This window comes from Sphingomonas sp. DMC8, from assembly GCF_056314185.1.
In genome coordinates this window covers 565,465-584,924 of sequence record NZ_JBQUYV010000001.1, presented here as the reverse complement: position 1 = coordinate 584,924, position 19,460 = coordinate 565,465, and the positions used below count along the sequence as shown (strand labels likewise).

Sequence of the window (19,460 nt, the reverse complement as noted above, 5' to 3'; positions counted from 1 at the left end):
CTCAGATTCCCGTCGTCACGTCGATCTGATCGCCTTCGGCGAGCGTCACGATCGCTTTCTTGATGTCGGAGCGGCGGTAGGGCGCGCCCTTCCACTTCTTGGTCTTGCCCTTCTGGACGAGGGTGTTCACGCCGGTGACCTTGACGTTGAACAGCGCCTCGACGGCAGCCTTGATCTCCGGCTTGGTCGCGTCATTGGCGACCTTGAACACGACTGCGTTCGCTTCGGAGACGAGCGTCGACTTTTCGGTGATGTGCGGGGCGACGATCACGTCATAGTGACGGTTGTCGACCGGCTTGGACTGCTTAGCCATTGAAGCGCGCCTCCAGCTTCTCGACGGCAGCGCGGGTCAGGACCAGCGTGTCGCTCTTCAGGATGTCATAGACGTTGGCACCGATCGCCGGCAGCACGTCGACCTGGTGCAGGTTGCCTGCGGCCAGCGCGAAGGTGGTCTCGACGGTGTCGCCGTCGATCACCAGCGCCTTCTTGCCGAAGCCCAGCTTTTCCAGGTTGCTCGCAAGCACCTTGGTCTTGCCGTTTTCGACGACCAGGCTGTCCATGACGATCAGCGAACCAGCCTTGGCGTGGCTCGACAATGCCATCTTCAGGCCCAGCGCGCGGATCTTCTTGTTCAGCGAGGGGTTGAAGTCGCGAACACGAGCACCGTGCGCCTTACCACCGCCGATGAACACCGGCGCGCGGCGATCGCCGTGACGAGCGGTACCACCGCCCTTCTGGCGGCCCCACTTCTTGCCCGAACGCGCAACGTCGGAACGCTCGCGGGTGCCACGGGCAGTGCCGCGACGCTTCTCGAGCTGCCAGGTGACGACGCGGTGCAGGATGTCGGCGCGCGGATCGAGACCGAAGATCTCGTCGTTGAGCTCGATATCGCCCTTCTCGGCGGCGTCGAGGGTTTGAACCTTGACCTTCACTTAGCCCTCCTGGCCTTCGGTGGCTTCCGGAGCCGCCACTGCGGGCGCTTCGGCGGGAGCCTCGTTGCTGTTCGCGACGGTCTTCAGACCGGCGGGGTACGGCGCATCGGCGTGACGGGCGACCTTGACGGCGTCCTTCACGATCAGCCAGCCGCCCTTCGAGCCCGGGACCGAACCCTTGACGAAGATCAGGCCGCGCTCGGCATCGGTGCCGACCACTTCCAGATTCTGCTGGGTGCGGTTGCGGTCGCCCATGTGGCCGGCCATCTTCTTGTTCTTGAAGACGCGGCCCGGATCCTGGCGGTTACCGGTCGAACCGTGCGAACGGTGGCTGACCGAAACACCGTGGGTAGCGCGCAGACCGCCGAAGCCCCAACGCTTCATGGCGCCGGCGAAACCCTTACCCTGGGTACGGCCCGACACGTCGACGAGCTGGCCCGCGACGAAATGGTCAGCCGAAATCTCGGCGCCCACGTCCAGCAGACCATCTTCCTCGACGCGGAATTCGCAGAGGACTGCCTTCGGCTCGACTTCAGCCTTGCCGAAGTGGCCGCGCTGCGGCTTGGCGACGTTCTTGGCCTTCGCCGTGCCGGCGCCGACCTGAACGGCCACATAGCCGTCCCGTTCGGTGGTACGCTGCGCGACCACCTGGACACCCTCCAGCGCCAGAACGGTCACCGGCACGTGCCGGCCGTCGTCCTGGAACAGGCGGGTCATCCCCATCTTCTTCGCGATAACGCCAGTGCGCATCGGCCTGTTGCTCCTATACAGAGGCACCCCCGGGACCATTCCCGCGGGTGCGTGCTCAACCCGAAAAAATACTGCGAAGCCCCCGTCCGGGCTGAACCCCCACCTTGCGGCAGGAGAGACGGGGGACGCAGGCCCGGCCACCCGAAGGCGCCCGGCGGTATCCCTTGTCGATGCGGGCCATTCCGGCCCAGCGCTCCTTACGTTGGATCGGGGAACGATCCGGTCGAGGAGGATGGCGACTCCAAAAAAGGGGTCGCGAATCTCATGGAAGCGGCGCCTTTACGTCAGCTTCGCTTCCCTGTCCACCTTTTAAAGGGTGAACGCCAAAAGCCCCCGCGAAGCGCGGGGGCGGACACTGGCTCAGGCCAGCTTGATCTCGACGTCGACACCGGCGGCGAGGTCGAGCTTCATCAGCGCGTCAACGGTCTGCGGGGTCGGCTGCACGATGTCGAGCATGCGCTTGTAGGTGCGCACTTCGAACTGCTCGCGCGACTTCTTGTCGATGTGCGGGCCGCGGTTGACGGTGAACTTCTCGATCTTCGTCGGAAGCGGGATGGGGCCACGGATCAGGGCGCCGGTGCGGCGCGCGGTGTCGGCAATGTCGCCGGTCGCCTGGTCGAGCACACGGTGATCGAACGCCTTCAGGCGAATGCGGATATTCTGCGTTTCCATGGTCCTACCGATGCGAAAGAGCGGGGCTGCGCACCCTGCCACCATCCTGGCGAAGCTACCGGCCCCTGCCCTGCCCCTAAGGGCGACTGGCGGACCCGGTAAACCGGGACGGCGGCTGAACGGCCGCCTCTTGCTGTGTTGAACTCAAAACCGAAGGGCGCGCCGTACAGGCACTCCCATAAAAAGGCAACCGCCCGACACCCATTTTTTTGGGTGCCGGGCGGTTGTTTTCCAAACGAGCCGGCCGGGGCCGGCGCCGTTCTTACTTGTCGATCGAGGCAACCACGCCCGCGCCGACGGTACGACCGCCTTCACGGATGGTGAAGCGCTGGCCGACGTCCATCGCGATCGGGGCGATCAGCTTGACGCCCAGCGAGATGTTGTCGCCCGGCATCACCATTTCGGTGCCCTCGGGCAGCTCGACAGTGCCGGTCACGTCCGTGGTACGGAAGTAGAACTGCGGACGATAGTTCGCGAAGAACGGCGTGTGACGGCCGCCCTCGTCCTTCGACAGGACGTACACTTCCGACTTGAACTCGGTGTGCGGCTTGATCGAGCCCGGCTTCGCCAGAACCTGACCACGCTCCACTTCGTCGCGAGCGACGCCGCGCAGCAGCGCACCGACGTTGTCGCCGGCCTGGCCCTGGTCGAGCAGCTTGCGGAACATTTCGACGCCCGTGACGGTGGTCTTGCGGGTGTCGTGAATGCCGACGATCTCGACTTCTTCACCAACCTTGATGATGCCGGTTTCGACACGGCCGGTCACCACGGTGCCGCGACCCGAGATCGAGAACACGTCTTCGATCGGCATCATGAACGGCTTGTCGAGCGGACGATCCGGCTCGGGGATCGATTCGTCGACAGCAGCCATGAGCGCCAGGATCGCGTCCTTGCCCAGCTTCTCGTCGGTGCCGTTCAGCGCGGCGGTAGCCGAACCACGGATGATCGGAATGTTGTCGCCGTCGAACTCACGCTTGGAGAGCTCTTCACGGATTTCCATTTCGACCAGCTCGAGGATTTCCTCGTCGTCGACCAGGTCGCACTTGTTGAGGAACACGACCATGGTCGGCACGCCGACCTGACGGGCGAGCAGGATGTGCTCCTTGGTCTGCGGCATCGGACCGTCGGTCGCGGCCACCACCAGGATCGCGCCGTCCATCTGCGCCGCGCCGGTGATCATGTTCTTCACATAGTCGGCGTGACCCGGGCAGTCGACGTGCGCATAGTGACGGCTGTTGGTCTCATACTCGACGTGTGCGGTCGAGATGGTGATGCCGCGCTCACGCTCTTCCGGCGCCTTGTCGATGTTCGCGAAATCGACCGCAGCGTTACCCGCGACGTTCTCCGCGAGGATCTTGGTGATCGCAGCCGTCAGCGACGTCTTGCCATGGTCGACGTGACCGATGGTGCCGATGTTGAGGTGCGGTTTGCTCCGATCGAACTTTGCCTTCGCCATTGTTTCCTACCTTCTGATTCAATTTCCCGTGCCGCCATGGGACTCGCGAGAACGCGGCCCCATAGCGGTTGATTTCCGATTACGCCAGCTTCGCCTTCACTTCTTCGGCGACGTTGGCGGGCACTTCGTCATAATGCGAGAACTGCATGGTGTACTGCGCACGGCCCTGGGTGAACGAGCGGAGCTGGTTCACATAGCCGAACATGTTCGCCAGCGGCACCATCGCCGTAACCGCCTGGGCATTACCGCGCGTGTCGGTGCCCTGGATCTGGCCACGACGGCTGTTCATGTCGCCGATGACGTCGCCCAGATAGTCTTCCGGGGTGACGACTTCGACCTTCATGATCGGCTCGAGCAGCTTGATGCCGGCCTTTTGGGCCACTTCACGCATCGCGCCGCGGGCGCAGATTTCGAATGCCAGCGCCGACGAGTCGACGTCGTGGTAGGCGCCGTCCGTCAGATGGACTTCGAAGTCGATGATCGGGAAGCCGATCAGCGAACCGGTTTCGGCGGTTTCGCGGAAGCCCTTTTCCACCGACGGGATATATTCGCGCGGGATGTTGCCGCCCTTGATCTCGTCGAAGAACTGGAAGCCCGAGCCACGCTCGCCGGGTACCACGGTCACCTTCACGCGGCCGAACTGGCCCGAGCCGCCCGACTGCTTCTTGTGGGTGTAGTCGATATCGACCTTCTTCGCGAGATATTCGCGATAGGCCACCTGCGGCGCGCCGACATTCGCCTCGACCTTGAACTCACGCTTCATGCGGTCGACGAGAATCTCGAGGTGGAGTTCGCCCATCCCCTTGATGATCGTCTGGCCCGATTCGTGGTCGGTCGAAACGCGGAACGAAGGATCCTCGGCAGCCAGGCGGTTGAGCGCGATGCCCATCTTTTCCTGGTCGGCCTTGGTCTTCGGTTCCACCGACAGCTCGATCACCGGCTCGGGGAATTCCATCCGCTCGAGGATGATCGGGTTCGCCGGATCGCACAGCGTATCGCCGGTCGTCGTTTCCTTCAGACCTGCGATGGCGACGATGTCGCCCGCAAATGCCTCGTCGATGTCCTCACGCGAGTTCGCGTGCATGAGGAGCATACGGCCGATCTTTTCCTTCTTGTCCTTCACCGAGTTCAGGTACGTGCCCTTGGACAGCGTGCCCGAATAGATGCGCGCGAAGGTGAGCGAGCCCACGAACGGGTCGTTCATGATCTTGAACGCCAGCGCCGAGAAGGGCGCCTTGTCGTCGGCCGGACGGGTGTCCTTGGTTTCGCCGTCGAGCTTGACGCCTTCGACCGCCGGAATGTCCAGCGGGCTCGGCAGATAGTCGACCACGGCGTCGAGCAGGGGCTGCACGCCCTTGTTCTTGAACGCCGAACCGCACAGCACCGGCACGAACGCGAAGTTCAGCGTGCCCTTGCGGATCAGCGCCTTCAGGGTGGCGACGTCGGGCTCGTTGCCCTCCAGATACGCCTCCATGACTTCGTCGTCCTGCTCGACCGCCATTTCGATCAGCTCGGCACGCGCAGTGGCAGCGGCGTCGGCGAGATCGTCCGGGATCGCCTGATATTCGAACTTCGCGCCCAGCGACTCTTCGAGCCAGATGATCGCGCGGTTCTCGACCAGGTCGACCAGGCCCTTGAAGCCGCCCTCGATGCCGATCGGCAGGTACAGAACGGCCGGGCGGGCGCCCAGGCGGTCCTTGATCATGTCGACGCAGCGCTCGAAGCTCGCGCCGGTACGGTCGAGCTTGTTGACGAAGCACATGCGCGGCACGCGATATTTTTCAGCCTGGCGCCACACGGTTTCCGACTGCGGCTCCACGCCGGCAACGCCGTCGAAGCACGCAACCGCACCGTCGAGCACGCGCAGCGAACGCTCGACTTCGATGGTGAAGTCGACGTGGCCGGGGGTGTCGATGATGTTGATCCGGTGCTCTTCGCCCTTGCCTTCTTCGGCGCGCCAGAAGCAGGTGGTGGCAGCAGACGTGATCGTGATCCCGCGCTCCTGCTCCTGCTCCATCCAGTCCATCGTCGCGGTGCCTTCATGCACTTCGCCGATCTTGTAGGACTTGCCGGTGTAATAGAGGATGCGCTCGGTCGTGGTCGTCTTGCCGGCGTCGATATGCGCCATGATGCCGATATTGCGGTAACGCTCGAGCGGATGGCTGCGGGCCATGATCGTGGTTTCCTTGAAGTTTTGGGGAGCCGGACCGTCCAGCTCCCCAATATGTAGGTAAGAAAATTACCAGCGGTAGTGGCTGAAGGCGCGGTTCGCTTCCGCCATGCGGTGCGTGTCTTCGCGCTTCTTCACCGCGTTGCCGCGGTTGTTCGCCGCATCCATCAGCTCACCCGAAAGACGGGCAGCCATGGTGTGCTCGCTGCGGTTGCGGGCCGAGGCGATCAGCCAGCGGATCGCCAGCGCCTGGGCACGCTCCGGACGGACTTCGACCGGAACCTGGTAGGTCGCACCACCGACGCGGCGGCTGCGGACCTCGATGCCCGGCTTCACATTGTTCAGGGCGTCGTGGAACACGCCGATCGGCTCGCGCTTGGCGCGCTGCTCGATGGTTTCCAGGGCACCATAGACGATCGCTTCTGCAACGGCCTTCTTGCCGTCCAGCATGACCGAATTCATGAACTTCGACAGAACCTGATCCCCATAAACGGGATCGGGCAGGATTTCCCGCTTCTCGGGACGACGACGACGTGCCATCTCACTTAATTCCTTCTGAACTTCAGCCGATCCGGAACCCGTCCGGGGCTTACTATGGCCTGATTACTTCGGACGCTTCGCGCCGTACTTCGAACGGCTCTGCTTGCGGTCCTTGACACCCTGGGTATCGAGCACGCCGCGCAGGACGTGGTAGCGCACGCCGGGAAGGTCGCGCACACGGCCGCCGCGGATGAGCACAACCGAGTGCTCCTGCAGGTTGTGGCCTTCACCCGGAATGTAGCTGATGACTTCGCGCTGGTTGGTCAGGCGAACCTTGGCAACCTTGCGGAGCGCCGAGTTCGGCTTCTTCGGGGTGGTGGTGTAGACACGGGTGCAGACGCCGCGCTTCTGCGGGTTCTGTTCCATCGCAGGGACCTTCGACTTGGCCTTCTGCGGTTCGCGGCCCTTGCGGACCAGCTGGTTAATCGTCGGCATGAAGCCCTTCACCTTTCAAGTGGTTACTTTGCTGGAGCCCTGTTGGACAGAATACGAAAAAGCCCCGGCGGCATTCTTGCCCCCCGGGCGATTGCGTCTCCAGCAACGTTCAGCTCTTATTCCAAAGCGGGATGGCACCTTTGAAGACCAGCCCACGTGGAACGGCGCGCCTATACCGATGTGCCCGGTTGCGGTCAACCACTTCCACCCCGCCCCATCTCGGGGATTCACGGAGGCTGTAGCGGGCCTTGCGCTGTGCTAACGCCCCTGCGGGATTCGGATCAAGGGTTGGGGATCAGGCATGTTCAACGGCAATCGCGGTCGCGAGGAACGTCAGGCGGCACCGGCCGCACCGGCCAATGGCAAGCGCGGCATGTTTTCGGTGATCGGCGCCGATATCGTCATCACCGGCAACCTCACCGCCACGGCCGATCTGCATGTCGACGGGCGCATTGAGGGCGATGTCGATTGCGGCACGCTGGCGCAGGGCGCCGAAAGCCAGATTTTCGGCAGCGTGCGCGCAGACACGGCCCGCATCGCCGGCAGCATCGAAGGATCGGTGCATGTCCGCCAGCTTACGGTCGAACGCTCCGCGCGAATCGTCGGCGATGTCGAATATGAGACGATCACCATCGAACAGGGTGGCCATGTCGATGGCCGGCTGAAGCATCTCCAGCCCGGCGCCCCGGCCGCCGCGCCGGTGCCGCTACAGATTGCGAGCGAAGCGGCGGCCTGACGCCGCCGCTTCGCCCTGCGGGGCCTTACTGGCCGCGAATTTTGTCGAGATGATCGGCCACCACCTTGGCGGTCGAATCGGCGAAGTCGCGCAGCGCCGGCACGTCGCCGCCCTGAGCATAGCTGCGCAACACCGCCAGCGCCTGCTCGTGCGCCTTCACCTGCTGCGAGCGATAGGCCGAGTCGAAATCGGCACCCGTCGCCGAGCGCAGCGTTGCCAGATTGGCCTTTTGCTCGGCAGTCATCGTCGGGTCGGGTGTGAGCGGCGGGGTCGCCTTGCCCGATGCCTTCCGCAGCTTTTCGGTCGAGTCGTTATGGTCCTTCACCATCTCCTTGCCGAAATCCTTCAGCTTGCTGTCCGTCGCATTCTGTTCGGCAAGCTGCCCGGCTGCGATTTCATAGGCGTCGCTGGCGGCCATGGTGTTGACGAATTTCTGGCCCGACATCGGCGCGGCGGCGGTTTCGTTGCCGGCCATGCCGTTCATCGCATTCGCATCCATGCCGCTGACATTTTCGTCGGCGGGCATGCTGGTGACCATATTGTCGGTGTTGCCCGCTGCCATGCCGTTGTCGGCACGTTCGCCGCCATTGTGGCAGGCGGCAAGGGCGGCGACCGGCAAGACGCCAAGGATCAACAACGATTTCTTCATGAGCGCATCCTCCTGTTTCCTTGGCGCGATTGAACGCGCGGGCGGTATCGCCGTTCCGCAACGCCCTCAGATCGCCCCGAAACTTTGCCGCTCCGGCGAAACGACTTGGAGAAAAGGGAGGGAATACTGATGCAGGTTAGTCTTTCGGGCGGGACTTGCCCCGCCCCGCCGCTTGCCGCTACACGCCGGCGCGTGACGGGTGTCCCCCTTGGCCGGGGGATGAAAAGGGAATTCGGTCCGCAAGTCCGAAGCTGCCCCCGCAACTGTAGCCGGCGAGCCTGCACGCCACACAGCCACTGGACCTGTTCCGGGAAGGCGGCGTGCTCAGGCGATGACCCGGAAGCCAGGAGACCTGCCCGCCACAGTCGATTCCTTTGCGCGGGCGGGGTGTACCGGGCGAACGGGGCTGAAATCCCCGCGTGAGCGACACCAAACTAGCGGCGTGTCCCGGTCCCCGGGGCGGGCCCGTTTCGAGGTGTCTTGAAGCAATGCGTTACCTGAACTTCCTTTGCGCGACCGGTGCCCTGCTGGCGCCGTTCGCGGCCCATGCCCAGCAGGACGATTCCACCAAGCCGGACAACGAAGTCGTCGTCGTCGCCAGTGGCGTTACCCAGCCGATCGACCAGGTCGGCCGTTCGGTCACCATCATTGACCGCGCCGAAATCGAGCAGCGCCAGACGCTGGTGCTGTCGGACCTGCTGGCCACCACGCCCGGCGTCACCGTCAACCGCAATGGCGGCATGGGCACGCAGACGAATGTGAACATCCGCGGCGCGCAGAGCGAACAGACGCTGGTGCTGATCGACGGCATTCGCGTGAACGACCCTTCCTCGACCGGCGGCGCCTATAATTTCGGCAGCCTGCTCGCCGGCTCGATCGAGCGGGTGGAGGTGCTGCGCGGCCCCAATTCGGTGATCTGGGGCAGCCAGGCGATCGGCGGCGTCGTCAACGTCACCACGCTGCAGGGCAGCGAAGGCCTGAAAGCCCGCGCCAATGCCGAAGGCGGCAGCTATGGCACGTTCAGCGGCAATGCCGCACTCGCCGGCGGCAATGACCGCATCACCGCCGGGCTGACCGCCGGCTATACTACCACCGACGGTATTTCCGCCGCCGCCAATGGCAAGGAGGCCGATGGCTATCGCCAGTTCGGCGCGACCGGCAATGTTCAGGTCAAGCTGGTCGAGGGCCTGTCGCTCGACCTTCGCGGCTATTATGCCGACAGCAAGGTGGATCTCGACGGCTATGCCCCGCCCACCTATGCGTTCGGTGACACCGGCGAATATGCCAAGACGCGCGAGTTCTACGGCTATGCGGGGCTGAAGGGCGACCTGTTCGGCGGCAAGCTCCACAACCGGCTGGGTTTCACCTATTCGAACATTACCCGCGACAGCTATGATCCCGCCGCGACGCCGACGCTGGAATATGCCTATCGCGGCCGCGCCGAGCGCTACCTCTATCAGGGCGACGCACAGTTGCTCGATCAATTGCGCCTCGTGTTCGGTGCCGAACATGAAGACAGCCGCATCCGCTTCAGCGATGGCGGCCCGGGCACCACGGCCAGGTCGGTCGGCATCACCAGCGTCTATGGCCAGGCGATCGTGACGCCGGTGGCGCCGGTGACGGTGACGGCGGGCGTGCGCAACGACGACCACGACACGTTCGGCAATCACTGGACCTGGAACACCGATCTGGCGGTGCGCGCCACCCCCGACACGCTGCTCCATGTCAGCTATGGCGAAGGCTTCAAGGCTCCGACACTCTATCAGCTTTACAGCGCCTATGGGAATGCGGCCCTGAAGCCGGAAACCGCCAAAAGCTATGAAGCGGGCATCCGCCAGTCGATCGCCGGCAATCAGGTCGCGATCGGCTTCACCTGGTTCCACCGCGATGCCGACAACCAGATCGACTATAACTTCGTCACCTCGAGCTATTACAACATCGGCAACACCCGCGCCGAGGGCGTGGAGCTGGAAGCGGTGCTGCACCCGGTCGCGGCCTTCACGGTGCGCGGCAGCTTCACCCATGTCTATGCGCAGAGCCTGAGCGGCAGCACGCTGGGCAAGGATCTGCCGCGCCGCCCGCGTGACACCGGCAGCGTTTCGGCCGATTACCGCTTCCCGTTCGGGCTTTCGATCGGTGGCACGGTGACGATGGTGGGTGACAGCTTCAACGATGCGGGCAACAAGACGCGGATCGACGGCTATGCGCTGGCCAGCATCCGCGCCGAAATGCCGGTCAATCGCCTGCTGTCGGTCTATGGCCGGGTCGAGAACCTGACCGACGAACGCTATCAGACGATCACCGGCTATGGCACGCTGGGCCGCGCTGCGTATGGCGGCATCCGGTTGCGGTTCAACTGATGCGAAGCGCCGCGCTGCTCGTCTGCCTGATGGCCGCGAGTTGCGCGGCGCCCCCGCCCGGTCCGCAGGGCGGCGGGGGCATCGTGTCGATGAACCCGTGCGCCGATGCGATGCTGGTGGAACTGGTGCCGCCCGCCCGCATCGCCGCGCTCAGCCATTATTCGATGCGCGCCGATTCGACGTCGATGCCGCTGGAGGTCGCACGGAAGTTCCGCGCCAATAACGGCACGGCGGAAGAAGTGATCGCGCTGCGGCCCGATCTGGTGATCGCCAGCAGCTTCACCCCGCCTTCAACGCGCGAGGCCTTTGCCCGCGCGCATCTGAAGACGCTCTATATCAACATGCCGGCCACCATAGCAGCCAGCCAGGCGCAAGTGACCGAGCTGGCCGAGGCGGTCGGGGCGCCGGCCAGAGGCGCCGCGCTCAATGCCCGGATCGACGCCGCCGTCACGGCGGCCCGCTGGAACGAGGCCCCTGCCCCCGCCCTGCTGTGGATCGGCGGCAATCTCGTCAGCGGCGGCAAGACCTTGCTCGATGACATGATGACGCATGCCGGCTTTTCCAATCAGGCGGCGCATTATGGCCTGCAGCACACCGGCCACCTGCCGATGGAGCGCGTGATCGCCGATCCGCCGCGTGTGATGATGGCCCCGGAAGGCGCCGGCCACGACAGCGATTCGCGCGCCGCCGGCCTGCGCAAGCGGGTGATCGCGGAGACCGGCCTGCCCGTGACGCAGGCGGTATTCCCCCGCCCGCTGGTCAATTGCGGCGGTCCGGTGATCGTAGCGGCGATGGCGCGGCTGACGGAAATTCGCCGGGGGGTGCGGTGAGAATGGCCAACCTGTCCAGCGCAATTCCCCTCCCGCTTGCGGGAGGGGTCAGGGGAGGGACCGACGTGGAAGAAGCGAAATGCCGTTTCGATCCGTGGCCTCTGGCCTCCCCCTCCCCCAGCCCCTCCCGCAAGCGGGAGGGGAGCGCTTGCCGAAGCCGGCGCAGCGCTTCGATCGCGCACAAACCAAGGCGGCCCCAATGACCCGCACCACCCTGACCCTCACCCTCGCCCTGCTCACCGCCCTGCTGTTCGCCGGCTCGCTCGCGGCCGGCAAGCTGTGGGTGCCGTTCGATGCCTGGTTCAGCCACGATCCGCGCTGGTGGATCATCGCCGAGCTGCGCCTGCCGCGCGCGGTGCTCGGGCTGGCGATCGGGGCAGCGCTGGGACTGTCCGGCGCGGTGCTGCAGGGATTTCTGCGCAACCCGCTGGCCGATCCGGCGATCGTCGGCGTCTCCGCCAGCGCCGCGCTGGGTGCGGTAGCCGCGATTGTCTTCCTGTCGACCGCGGCGCCGCTGGTGCTGTTCGCCTGCGCGATGGCGGCGGGCTGTGCGTCGATGCTGTTGCTGGCGGGGCTTGCGTGGCGGGCGGAAAGTCCGGTCGCCTTCATTCTGGCGGGCAGCGTGCTCTCCAGCCTCGCCGGCGCGCTTACGGCCTTTCTGATCTCGATCTCGCCCAACCCCTATGCCACTGCCGAGATTCTCGACTGGATCATGGGCGCGCTCACCGATCGCACCTATTCGGAGGTGCAGCTTGCCCTGCCCTTCATCGCTGCCGGTTGCGCGCTCCTGTTCCTCACCGGCCGCGCGCTGGATGCGCTGACGCTGGGCGAAGGCGCCGCGCGGTCGATGGGGATGCGGCTGGAGCGGACGCAACTGCTCGTCGTGCTTGGCACCGGCCTTGCCGTGGGCGCCAGCGTGGCGGTGACCGGGGTGGTCGGGTTCGTCGGGCTGATCGTGCCGCATCTGCTGCGCCCCTTTGTCGGCGCCCGCCCCTCGGCACTGCTGCTGCCGAGCGCGCTGGGCGGCGCGGCGCTGGTGCTCGCCGCCGACAGTCTCGTCCGGCTGGCGCCCGGCCCCGGCGAGATCCGGCTGGGCGTGGCGATGGCGCTGATCGGCACGCCCTTCTTCTTTGCCCTGCTCCTCAAATTGCGGCGGTCGCCATGGAACTGAGCATCACCAGCCTATGCGTCAGCCTGGGCAAGCGCCGGGTGCTCCACCGCCTCGATGCGACGCTGGTGCCGGGGGAGGTTACGGCGATGCTCGGGCCGAACGGATCGGGCAAATCGACGCTGGTGCGCACGCTGGCCGGGCTGATCGCGCCCGATGCGGGACAGGTGACGCTGGGCGACCAGTCGCTCGACCGCTATGAGCCGCGCGAGCGGGCGCGGCGGATCGGCTATCTACCGCAGGACGCGACCGTCCACTGGGACGTGCGCGTCGCCGATCTGGTGGCGCTGGGGCGCCTTCCCCACCGCGCGCCCTTTGCCGGGCTGTCCGCCGAGGACCGCGCCGCAATCGACTCTGCAATGGAGGCGACCGGCACGCGCGATCTTGCCGATCGCCCGGTGACGCAGCTTTCCGGCGGCGAACGCGCCCGCGTGTTGCTTGCGCGCGTGCTGGCCGGCCAGCCGCAATGGCTGCTGGTGGACGAGCCGCTCGCCAGCCTCGACCCGGTCCACCAGCTCGACCTGCTCGACCGGCTGCGCGCGCTGGCGGCGGAGGGCATCGGCGTGGTGATCGTGCTGCACGATCTGGTGCAGGCCGCCCGCGCCGCCGACCGCGTGCTGCTGCTCCGCGACGGCAACCGCATCGCCTTCGGCCCCGCCGGCGAAGCGCTGACACACGGCCCGCTGCGCGACGCGTTCGGAGTCGAAGTGATGATGGTGCAGGGCGCAGACGGCCGGCTGCTGCCGGTGCCGGTGGGGCGGACGCGGGGGTAGCGCCACCGATCCTCCCCCGCCAGCGCAGCGCAATCGCACAAGCCTCTATCCCTCCCCTCCCTGCTCGCAGGGAGGGGCTGGGGGTGGGTCCGCCGCCGTAAGGCGGCGGGGCTCGCTGTCAGCACGCGAAGATTTTTCCGAGCGCGCAGACGCGCACACCCACCCCCGCCCCCTCCCTTTCAGTGAGGGGAGTGCCGCGTAACTCTAACTAATTCGCCTCGCCCTCTTCGCATCCGTCGCAGGAAGCGGCATGAGGCCGGCAAAGATCCGGGAGAAGCACGATGCCGTCTTACGAAACGATTCTGGTCGAGCAGCGCGGTGCCGTCACGCTGGTCACGCTCAACCGGCCCAAGGCGCTCAATGCGCTCAACAGCCAGGTGCTCGCCGAACTGCTCGATGCGACGCGCGCCTATGATGCAGACGCTTCGCAGGGCTGTGCGGTGCTGACCGGCAGCGAAAAGGCGTTCGCCGCCGGCGCCGACATCAAGGAGATGCAGGCGCAGGGCTTTGCCGACATGTACGGGCACGACTTCTTTGCCGGCTGGGATGCCTTCACCCGCACCCGCAAGCCGATCATCGCGGCGGTGGCCGGCTATGCGCTGGGCGGGGGCTGCGAAGTGGCGATGATGTGCGACTTCATCCTCGCCGCCGACACCGCGAAGTTCGGCCAGCCGGAGATCAAGCTGGGCGTCTCCCCCGGCATGGGCGGATCGCAGCGGCTCACACGCGCCGTGGGCAAGGCCAAGGCGATGGAAATGTGCCTTACCGGCCGCATGATGGACGCCGAAGAAGCCGAGCGCGCCGGGCTGGTCAGCCGCATTGTCCCCGCCGCCGATCTGGTCGAGGAAGCGGTGAAGACCGCCGCCGCCATCGCCGCGATGCCGCCGCTGGCGGTGAAGGCCAACAAGGAAATGGTCAACGCCGCGTTCGAGACCAGCCTGGCCCAGGGCGTGCATTTCGAGCGCCGCCTGTTCCACGCGCTGTTCGGCACCGAGGACCAGAAGGAAGGCATGACCGCGTTCATCGAGAAGCGCCCCGGCAACTGGACGGGCAAGTAACCGGCCGCTGACGCTTTCCCCCCCCTCACCCGCGCGGGAGGGGGGCGGCAAAATCTTAACCGCGCGCGGCTAGTCTCCCGGCCATGCGCCTGCCGATCCTGCTCGCCGCCCCGCTGCTCGCCGCGCCTGCCGTGGCGCAGCAAGCGCCGTCTGCCCCCTTCACCATCGCCGAGACCGGCCAGGGCTTCCAGACCCTCGACGCCGCGGTGCAATCAGTGCGCGACGGCAAGGCGACGATCCTGATCGCGCCCGGCACCTATCACCAATGCACCGTCCAGGCCGGCGGCCAGATCAGCTTCAAGGCAGTGAAGCCCGGCACCGTGATCTTCGAGAACACGGTGTGCGAGGACAAGGCCGCCTTCGTCCTGCGCGGGCGCGGATCGGCCGTCGACGGCATCATCTTTCGCGGCTTTCGGGTGCGCGACGGCAATGGCGCCGGCATCCGCATCGAAATGGGCGACCTGACGGTCACCAACGCAATGTTCCTCGACAGCCAGGAAGGCATATTGGGCGGCGGCCACCCGACCGTACACGCCATCACCATCGACCACACGACCTTTGCCGGCCTCGGCCAGTGCGACGAGGCGCCGAACTGCTCGCATTCGGTGTATCTGGCGGTCGACGGACTGGTGACGATCACGCGCAGCCGCTTCGAGCGCGGCACCGGCGGCCATTATGTGAAGCTGCGCGCGCGCCGCGTGGCGATCACCGGCAACAGCTTCGACGACAGCGCCGGGCGCAAGACCAACTATATGATCGACCTGTGCGAAGGCGGCACCGGGCTTATCGCCGACAATGTCTTCGTGCAGGGCAAGGGCAAGGAAAACAGCTCGGGCCTGATCGTCGTCGCGACCGAGGCGCGGACCTATCCCGTCGCCGGGCTGCGCGTCGAGGGCAACACCGCCAGCCTGGCACCGGGTGCGCCGACCAATCCGGCGTTCGTCGCCGATCTTTCGGGGCAGCCGATCGTGGTGGAAAACAACCGGCTGACCGGCATGCGGGCGTTCGAGAAGCGATAGTCGCTTCCGCTCACATTCCCCTCCCGCTTGCGGGAGGGGAATGTGAGCGGACCTACTTGCAGCTATCCCCCGCACCCGCATCCAGATCGAGGCAGCGCCCGTCGATTGCCACTGGCACCGGCACCTTGATCAGCGCGGCGAGCGTCGGGGCGATGTCGACCGTCTCCACCGACAGCGGCTGTTCGAAGCCGGTCATGCCCTTGCGCCAGAACAGGATCGGCACGCGGCGGTCATAGTCCCAGAAGCTGCCATGCGTCGCGACATTGCCGACCGAGGGGTCGAGGATCGGCGTCACGCGCGGCTTCAGCGCTACCACCAGATCGCCCGAATGCTCGGGATTATACGATGCGCGCGCGCGCTCGATCAGCGTCCAGGTCTCGGGCGGCGTATGCGCGATCGGCGTCGCTTCGATCTGCGCGCGGGTGAACACCGCCTGGACCTGCGGATTGGCCGAATACAGCTTCACCGCCTCGGCCAGCACCGCCGCACGCTTCGCCTGCGGCACCGTGGGGGAGACATAGACGTCGCCGCCCGGTCCGCCGACCAGCACCGTGCCGGTCAGGCCCAGCCGCGCGGCAAGGTCGCGACCGATATTGGTGACGGTTGCGTCAGCGGTGATCCGCTGCGCCATCGGCGCGGCATGCTCGCGGTTGCGCTCGGGCAGGTCGTGACCGCCATGGTCGGCGGTCAGCACCACCTGATAGTCGACACCGGTGCGGTCCAGCGCCTCGAACAGCCGGCCCAGCGTCTGGTCGAGCGACAGCAGTTGCAGGCACATCTCGCTGCCCTCGGTGCCATAGGTATGGCCGACATAGTCGGTGGCCGAGGCGCCGAGGATCAGCAGGTCGGTATGCCCCTGCTGGCCCAGCTTCATGTCGGTCGCCAGCTTGGCGCCCAGCGCGAGCACGGCATCGTCGAAATCAGGAGAGATGCGGAACGCCTTGGCGTCGCCAGCAGCGCGCGCGAAGCGGCCGTCGCCGACCGACTTGGTCGCGCTTACCGGAATGGCGCGGCTGCGTGCCTGGCAGAAGGCGGGCAGTTCCAGCGGCTCCTGCGCCTCGGCGATGCGCGCGGCGGTGGCGGCGTTGATCCGGTTGACCGCATCGGGTGCGGTGCGGCCGGCATAGGAGACGAAGGCCTTGCCGTTCCACCACCACAGCTCGTCGACCTTGTGGCCGCCCATCATCACGGCCGCACGGTCCTTGCCCGCCACCGAAACGACGCGCGAGGCCGGATCCGCCGCCTTCATCCACTCGCCCAGCGTCGGCACCTTCAGATGCTTGTCCGACACGGTGTAGTGGTTCGAATCGGTGCCCGGAACGCTCTCGTCCTCGGCGCAATAGACCGTCTTGTCGGCGCGCGGCGCGGCGAAGTCGGTCCAGTCATTGGCGATGATGCCGGTGCGCGAGGGGTGGTCGCCGCTCAGGATCGTCGAATGGCCGGGGCAGGTCTCGGTCGCGGCGTGGCTCTGATAGCCCGAGGGGAACACCGCGCCGGTCATCAGCCGGGCGAAGCCGCCGGTGAACTGCGCGCGATATTCGGCGAACAGGTCGGCGGAAAACTGGTCGACCGAAATCACCACCACCAACTTCGGCGGAGTCGCGGGCGCGGCGGGTGCGACAGGTGCGGGCACCGCCGTCTGCGCGGCGAGCGGGGTCGCGGCGGCCAGCGCAAGAGCGGCGGCGAGCGAGGGAAGCAATTTCATCAGGGCCAGCTCCAGGCAAGGGAGGAGAAAAGGGCACCCAGCTATTGTCGATCGCAGCGAACTGGGCAAGGACGGCGCCATGGCCCAGCTTCGTTTCGCTTTGATGTCGCTTCTTCTCCTCCTTGCTCCGGCGTTGCCGGCGGCGGCGCAGGAATTTGCCAAGGGGCCGCACGTCCACAACGAACTGGTGGCGGAAACCGCGCACCCCGCGCCCGGCAGCACGGTGACGCTGGCGCTGGTGTCGACGCCCGACCCCAAATGGCATGCCTATTGGCAGAATCCGGGTGACGCCGGCCTGCCCGCCGAAGCGAACTGGACGCTGCCCGCCGGCATGACCGCCGATCCGCTGCGCTATCCGGTGCCGCAGCGGCTGCTGATCGCGGGGCTGATGAACTATGTCTATGAAGGCACATTCGCCCGGCTGACCACGCTCCACATCCCGGCCGATGCGAAGGGCACGCTGCCGATCCGGCTGAAGCTCGACTATCTGGTCTGCACCGATACGCTGTGCGTGCCCGAAAAAGCCGCGCTGGAAACCAGCCTGACCGTAGGCGACGGCGCGGTCGACGCCGCCACCCGCGCAAAGTTCGACGGCTGGCGCGCGAAGCTGCCCCGGCCGCTGGGCGCCCCGGCGCAGTTCCAGGCGGCGGGCGACACGCTGCGCCTCGCCGTGCCCTATCCGGCGAGCGCCACGGCGAAGGATGTCTATTTCTTTCCGCTGACCGCCGACACGATCGACTATGCTGCACCGCAAAAAGTCACCCGCGACGGCGACCGGCTGGTGATCGAGACCAAGGCCCGCAATGCCCCCAAGGCGATCGAGGGCGTGCTGGCGGTCGACGGCCAGGGGCTGAGCCTCACTGCCAATGCCGGAATCGTGGCCGAACCGCGGCCGGTGCCCGCAGGGGCGCCCTGGCTGGCGGTGCTCGGCGCCTTCGCAGCGGCGGTTCTGGGCGGGCTGATCCTCAACGTCATGCCCTGCGTCTTCCCGATCCTGAGCCTCAAGGCGCTGAGCCTCGCCAAGGCCAACCATGCCGAGGGCAATCCGCGCGCCGAAGCGCTGGCCTATACCGCCGGGGTGGTGCTGGTCTGTCTCGCACTCGGCGGCGTGCTGCTCGGCCTGCGCGCGGCGGGGGCAAGCGTCGGCTGGGCATTCCAGTTGCAGGATCCGCGCGTGATCCTGGTCCTGCTGCTGCTCGTGACCGCCATCGCGTTCAACCTGGCCGGGCTGTTCGAAATCAACGCGCCCGGCTTCGTCAACCGCGCAGCCGGCAAGGGCCATGGCGGCGCCTTCGCCACCGGCGCGCTGGCCGCGTTCGTCGCCACGCCGTGCACCGGGCCGTTCATGGCCTCGGCGCTCGGCGCAGCGCTGGTGCTGCCATGGTATGCGGGCCTAGCAATCTTCGCCGGGCTGGGGCTGGGCATCGCCCTGCCCTTCCTGCTGCTCGGCTTCGTCCCCGCGCTGCGCCGCGCGCTGCCGAAGCCGGGCGCGTGGATGGCGACGCTGCGCCGTATCCTGTCGGTGCCGATGTTCCTCACCGCGCTGGCGCTCGCCTGGGTGCTCGGCAAGCAGGCCGGGGTAAGCGGGATGACGCTGGGTCTCGGTGCCGCGCTGCTCGCCACGCTGGGCCTGTGGTGGGCGGGCCTGCGGCAGGCCAGGGGCCGCAGCCATGCCTGGCTGCCGGCGCTCCCCCTGCTGCTGGTCGCGCTCGCCGCCGCCGCGCTGGTCCGCCCCGCCCCTGCCGGTGCCGAAGCGCCGGCGGCCGGCAATGCGGAAAAGTTCAGCGAAGCCCGCCTCGCCGAACTGCGCGCGCAGGGCCGGCCGGTCTTCGCCTATTTCACTGCCGACTGGTGCCTGACCTGCAAGGTCAACGAAAAGGCCGTGATCGAAACCGCCGCCGTCGAACAGGCGCTGCAGGACGGCAAGGTCGCGGTGCTGGTCGGCGACTGGACCAATGGCGACCCGGCGCTGGGCCGCTTCATCGAAGCGCACAACCGCGCGGGCGTGCCGCTCTACCTTTGGTACAAGCCCGGCAAGGACGAACCCGAGGTGCTGCCGCAGGTGCTGACCCGGGATCTGCTGACAGGGCTGGCGAAGGCGAAATAAGTCCTCCCTTCATTCGCTCCCCTCCCGCTTGCGGGAGGGGTCGGGGGAGGGGCTGATGGAGACGGAGGGTTGCGCTTATGCTGCCATCCCCTCCCCTAGC

At 66.5% G+C, this 19,460-nt stretch carries 18 protein-coding genes and 1 riboswitch; of the genes, 8 read left to right on the top strand and 10 right to left on the bottom strand.

The genetic code is table 11. The features are described from left to right. Nucleotide 1: 1 nt before the first annotated feature. From ACT53K_RS02825 to rpsL, 8 genes are all read right to left on the bottom strand, one after another. Nucleotides 2–313 (bottom strand): 50S ribosomal protein L23, encoded by a 312-nt coding sequence (locus ACT53K_RS02825; RefSeq protein ID WP_476227012.1) that lies wholly within the window; start codon nucleotides 311–313, stop codon nucleotides 2–4. Continuing rightward, complete coding sequence (gene rplD, locus ACT53K_RS02820) at nucleotides 306–932, bottom strand: 50S ribosomal protein L4 (RefSeq protein ID WP_476227011.1); 627 nt, start codon at nucleotides 930–932, stop codon at nucleotides 306–308. Before rplD ends, ACT53K_RS02825 begins: the two co-directional genes overlap by 8 nt. Further along, nucleotides 933–1,682, bottom strand: a complete 750-nt coding sequence (gene rplC, locus ACT53K_RS02815; RefSeq protein WP_476227010.1) for a 50S ribosomal protein L3 — start codon at nucleotides 1,680–1,682, stop codon at nucleotides 933–935. Nucleotides 1,683–2,042: 360 nt separating this feature from the next. After that, nucleotides 2,043–2,354, bottom strand: a complete 312-nt coding sequence (gene rpsJ, locus ACT53K_RS02810; RefSeq protein WP_029936463.1) for a 30S ribosomal protein S10 — start codon at nucleotides 2,352–2,354, stop codon at nucleotides 2,043–2,045. A 262-nt stretch (nucleotides 2,355–2,616) separates the two neighbouring features. After that, the gene (gene tuf / locus ACT53K_RS02805) at nucleotides 2,617–3,810 is read right to left on the bottom strand and encodes an elongation factor Tu (RefSeq protein WP_476227009.1); all 1,194 of its coding nucleotides are present in this window, start codon (nucleotides 3,808–3,810) and stop codon (nucleotides 2,617–2,619) included. Nucleotides 3,811–3,889: 79 nt separating this feature from the next. After that, nucleotides 3,890–5,983, bottom strand: coding sequence for an elongation factor G (gene fusA / locus ACT53K_RS02800; RefSeq protein WP_476227008.1), 2,094 nt, complete (start codon nucleotides 5,981–5,983; stop codon nucleotides 3,890–3,892). 66 nt (nucleotides 5,984–6,049) lie between these two features. Beyond that, nucleotides 6,050–6,520 carry a 30S ribosomal protein S7 gene (rpsG, locus tag ACT53K_RS02795; RefSeq protein WP_476227007.1) on the bottom strand — a complete coding sequence of 157 codons (471 nt, stop codon included), beginning with the start codon at nucleotides 6,518–6,520 and terminating at the stop codon, nucleotides 6,050–6,052. Between the two features lie 63 nt (nucleotides 6,521–6,583). Next, on the bottom strand, nucleotides 6,584–6,955 hold the full coding sequence (rpsL, locus tag ACT53K_RS02790; RefSeq protein ID WP_019831557.1) for a 30S ribosomal protein S12: 372 nt from the start codon (nucleotides 6,953–6,955) through the stop codon (nucleotides 6,584–6,586). Between the two features lie 301 nt (nucleotides 6,956–7,256). On the opposite strand from rpsL, the gene ACT53K_RS02785 reads away from it, so the two are divergent. Continuing rightward, a complete protein-coding gene (locus ACT53K_RS02785; RefSeq protein ID WP_476227006.1) occupies nucleotides 7,257–7,691 on the top strand; it encodes a bactofilin family protein in 435 nt (144 codons plus the stop codon). 25 nt (nucleotides 7,692–7,716) lie between these two features. Here ACT53K_RS02785 and ACT53K_RS02780 read toward each other — a convergent pair whose 3' ends face one another. Continuing rightward, nucleotides 7,717–8,340 (bottom strand): DUF4142 domain-containing protein, encoded by a 624-nt coding sequence (locus ACT53K_RS02780; protein ID WP_476227005.1) that lies wholly within the window; start codon nucleotides 8,338–8,340, stop codon nucleotides 7,717–7,719. Nucleotides 8,341–8,520: 180 nt separating this feature from the next. Next, nucleotides 8,521–8,714, top strand: a riboswitch (cobalamin riboswitch). A gap of 114 nt (nucleotides 8,715–8,828) precedes the next feature. Here ACT53K_RS02780 and ACT53K_RS02775 point away from each other — a divergent pair. From ACT53K_RS02775 to ACT53K_RS02750, 6 genes are all read left to right on the top strand, one after another. After that, nucleotides 8,829–10,700, top strand: coding sequence for a TonB-dependent receptor plug domain-containing protein (locus ACT53K_RS02775; RefSeq protein WP_476227004.1), 1,872 nt, complete (start codon nucleotides 8,829–8,831; stop codon nucleotides 10,698–10,700). Continuing rightward, nucleotides 10,700–11,530, top strand: a complete 831-nt coding sequence (locus ACT53K_RS02770) for an ABC transporter substrate-binding protein (RefSeq protein WP_476227003.1) — start codon at nucleotides 10,700–10,702, stop codon at nucleotides 11,528–11,530. The genes ACT53K_RS02775 and ACT53K_RS02770 overlap by 1 nt, the downstream gene beginning before the upstream one ends. 199 nt (nucleotides 11,531–11,729) lie before the next feature. Further along, nucleotides 11,730–12,701: a FecCD family ABC transporter permease gene (locus ACT53K_RS02765; protein ID WP_476227002.1), complete on the top strand. Its 972-nt coding sequence runs from the start codon at nucleotides 11,730–11,732 to the stop codon at nucleotides 12,699–12,701. Then, nucleotides 12,692–13,471, top strand: a complete 780-nt coding sequence (locus tag ACT53K_RS02760) for an ABC transporter ATP-binding protein (RefSeq protein ID WP_476227001.1) — start codon at nucleotides 12,692–12,694, stop codon at nucleotides 13,469–13,471. Before ACT53K_RS02765 ends, ACT53K_RS02760 begins: the two co-directional genes overlap by 10 nt. A 281-nt stretch (nucleotides 13,472–13,752) precedes the next feature. Next, entirely contained in the window at nucleotides 13,753–14,529 is a 777-nt protein-coding gene (locus tag ACT53K_RS02755; protein ID WP_476227000.1) for an enoyl-CoA hydratase, read from the top strand. Nucleotides 14,530–14,612: 83 nt separating this feature from the next. Then, complete coding sequence (locus tag ACT53K_RS02750) at nucleotides 14,613–15,548, top strand: right-handed parallel beta-helix repeat-containing protein (protein ID WP_476226999.1); 936 nt, start codon at nucleotides 14,613–14,615, stop codon at nucleotides 15,546–15,548. A gap of 52 nt (nucleotides 15,549–15,600) precedes the next feature. Here the strand turns inward: ACT53K_RS02750 and ACT53K_RS02745 are convergent, their stop codons facing one another. Further along, entirely contained in the window at nucleotides 15,601–17,253 is a 1,653-nt protein-coding gene (locus ACT53K_RS02745) for an alkaline phosphatase family protein (protein ID WP_476226998.1), read from the bottom strand. A gap of 79 nt (nucleotides 17,254–17,332) precedes the next feature. Between ACT53K_RS02745 and ACT53K_RS02740 the strand changes: the two genes are divergently transcribed. Further along, a complete protein-coding gene (locus tag ACT53K_RS02740; RefSeq protein ID WP_476226997.1) occupies nucleotides 17,333–19,360 on the top strand; it encodes a protein-disulfide reductase DsbD family protein in 2,028 nt (675 codons plus the stop codon). Nucleotides 19,361–19,460 lie beyond the last annotated feature (100 nt).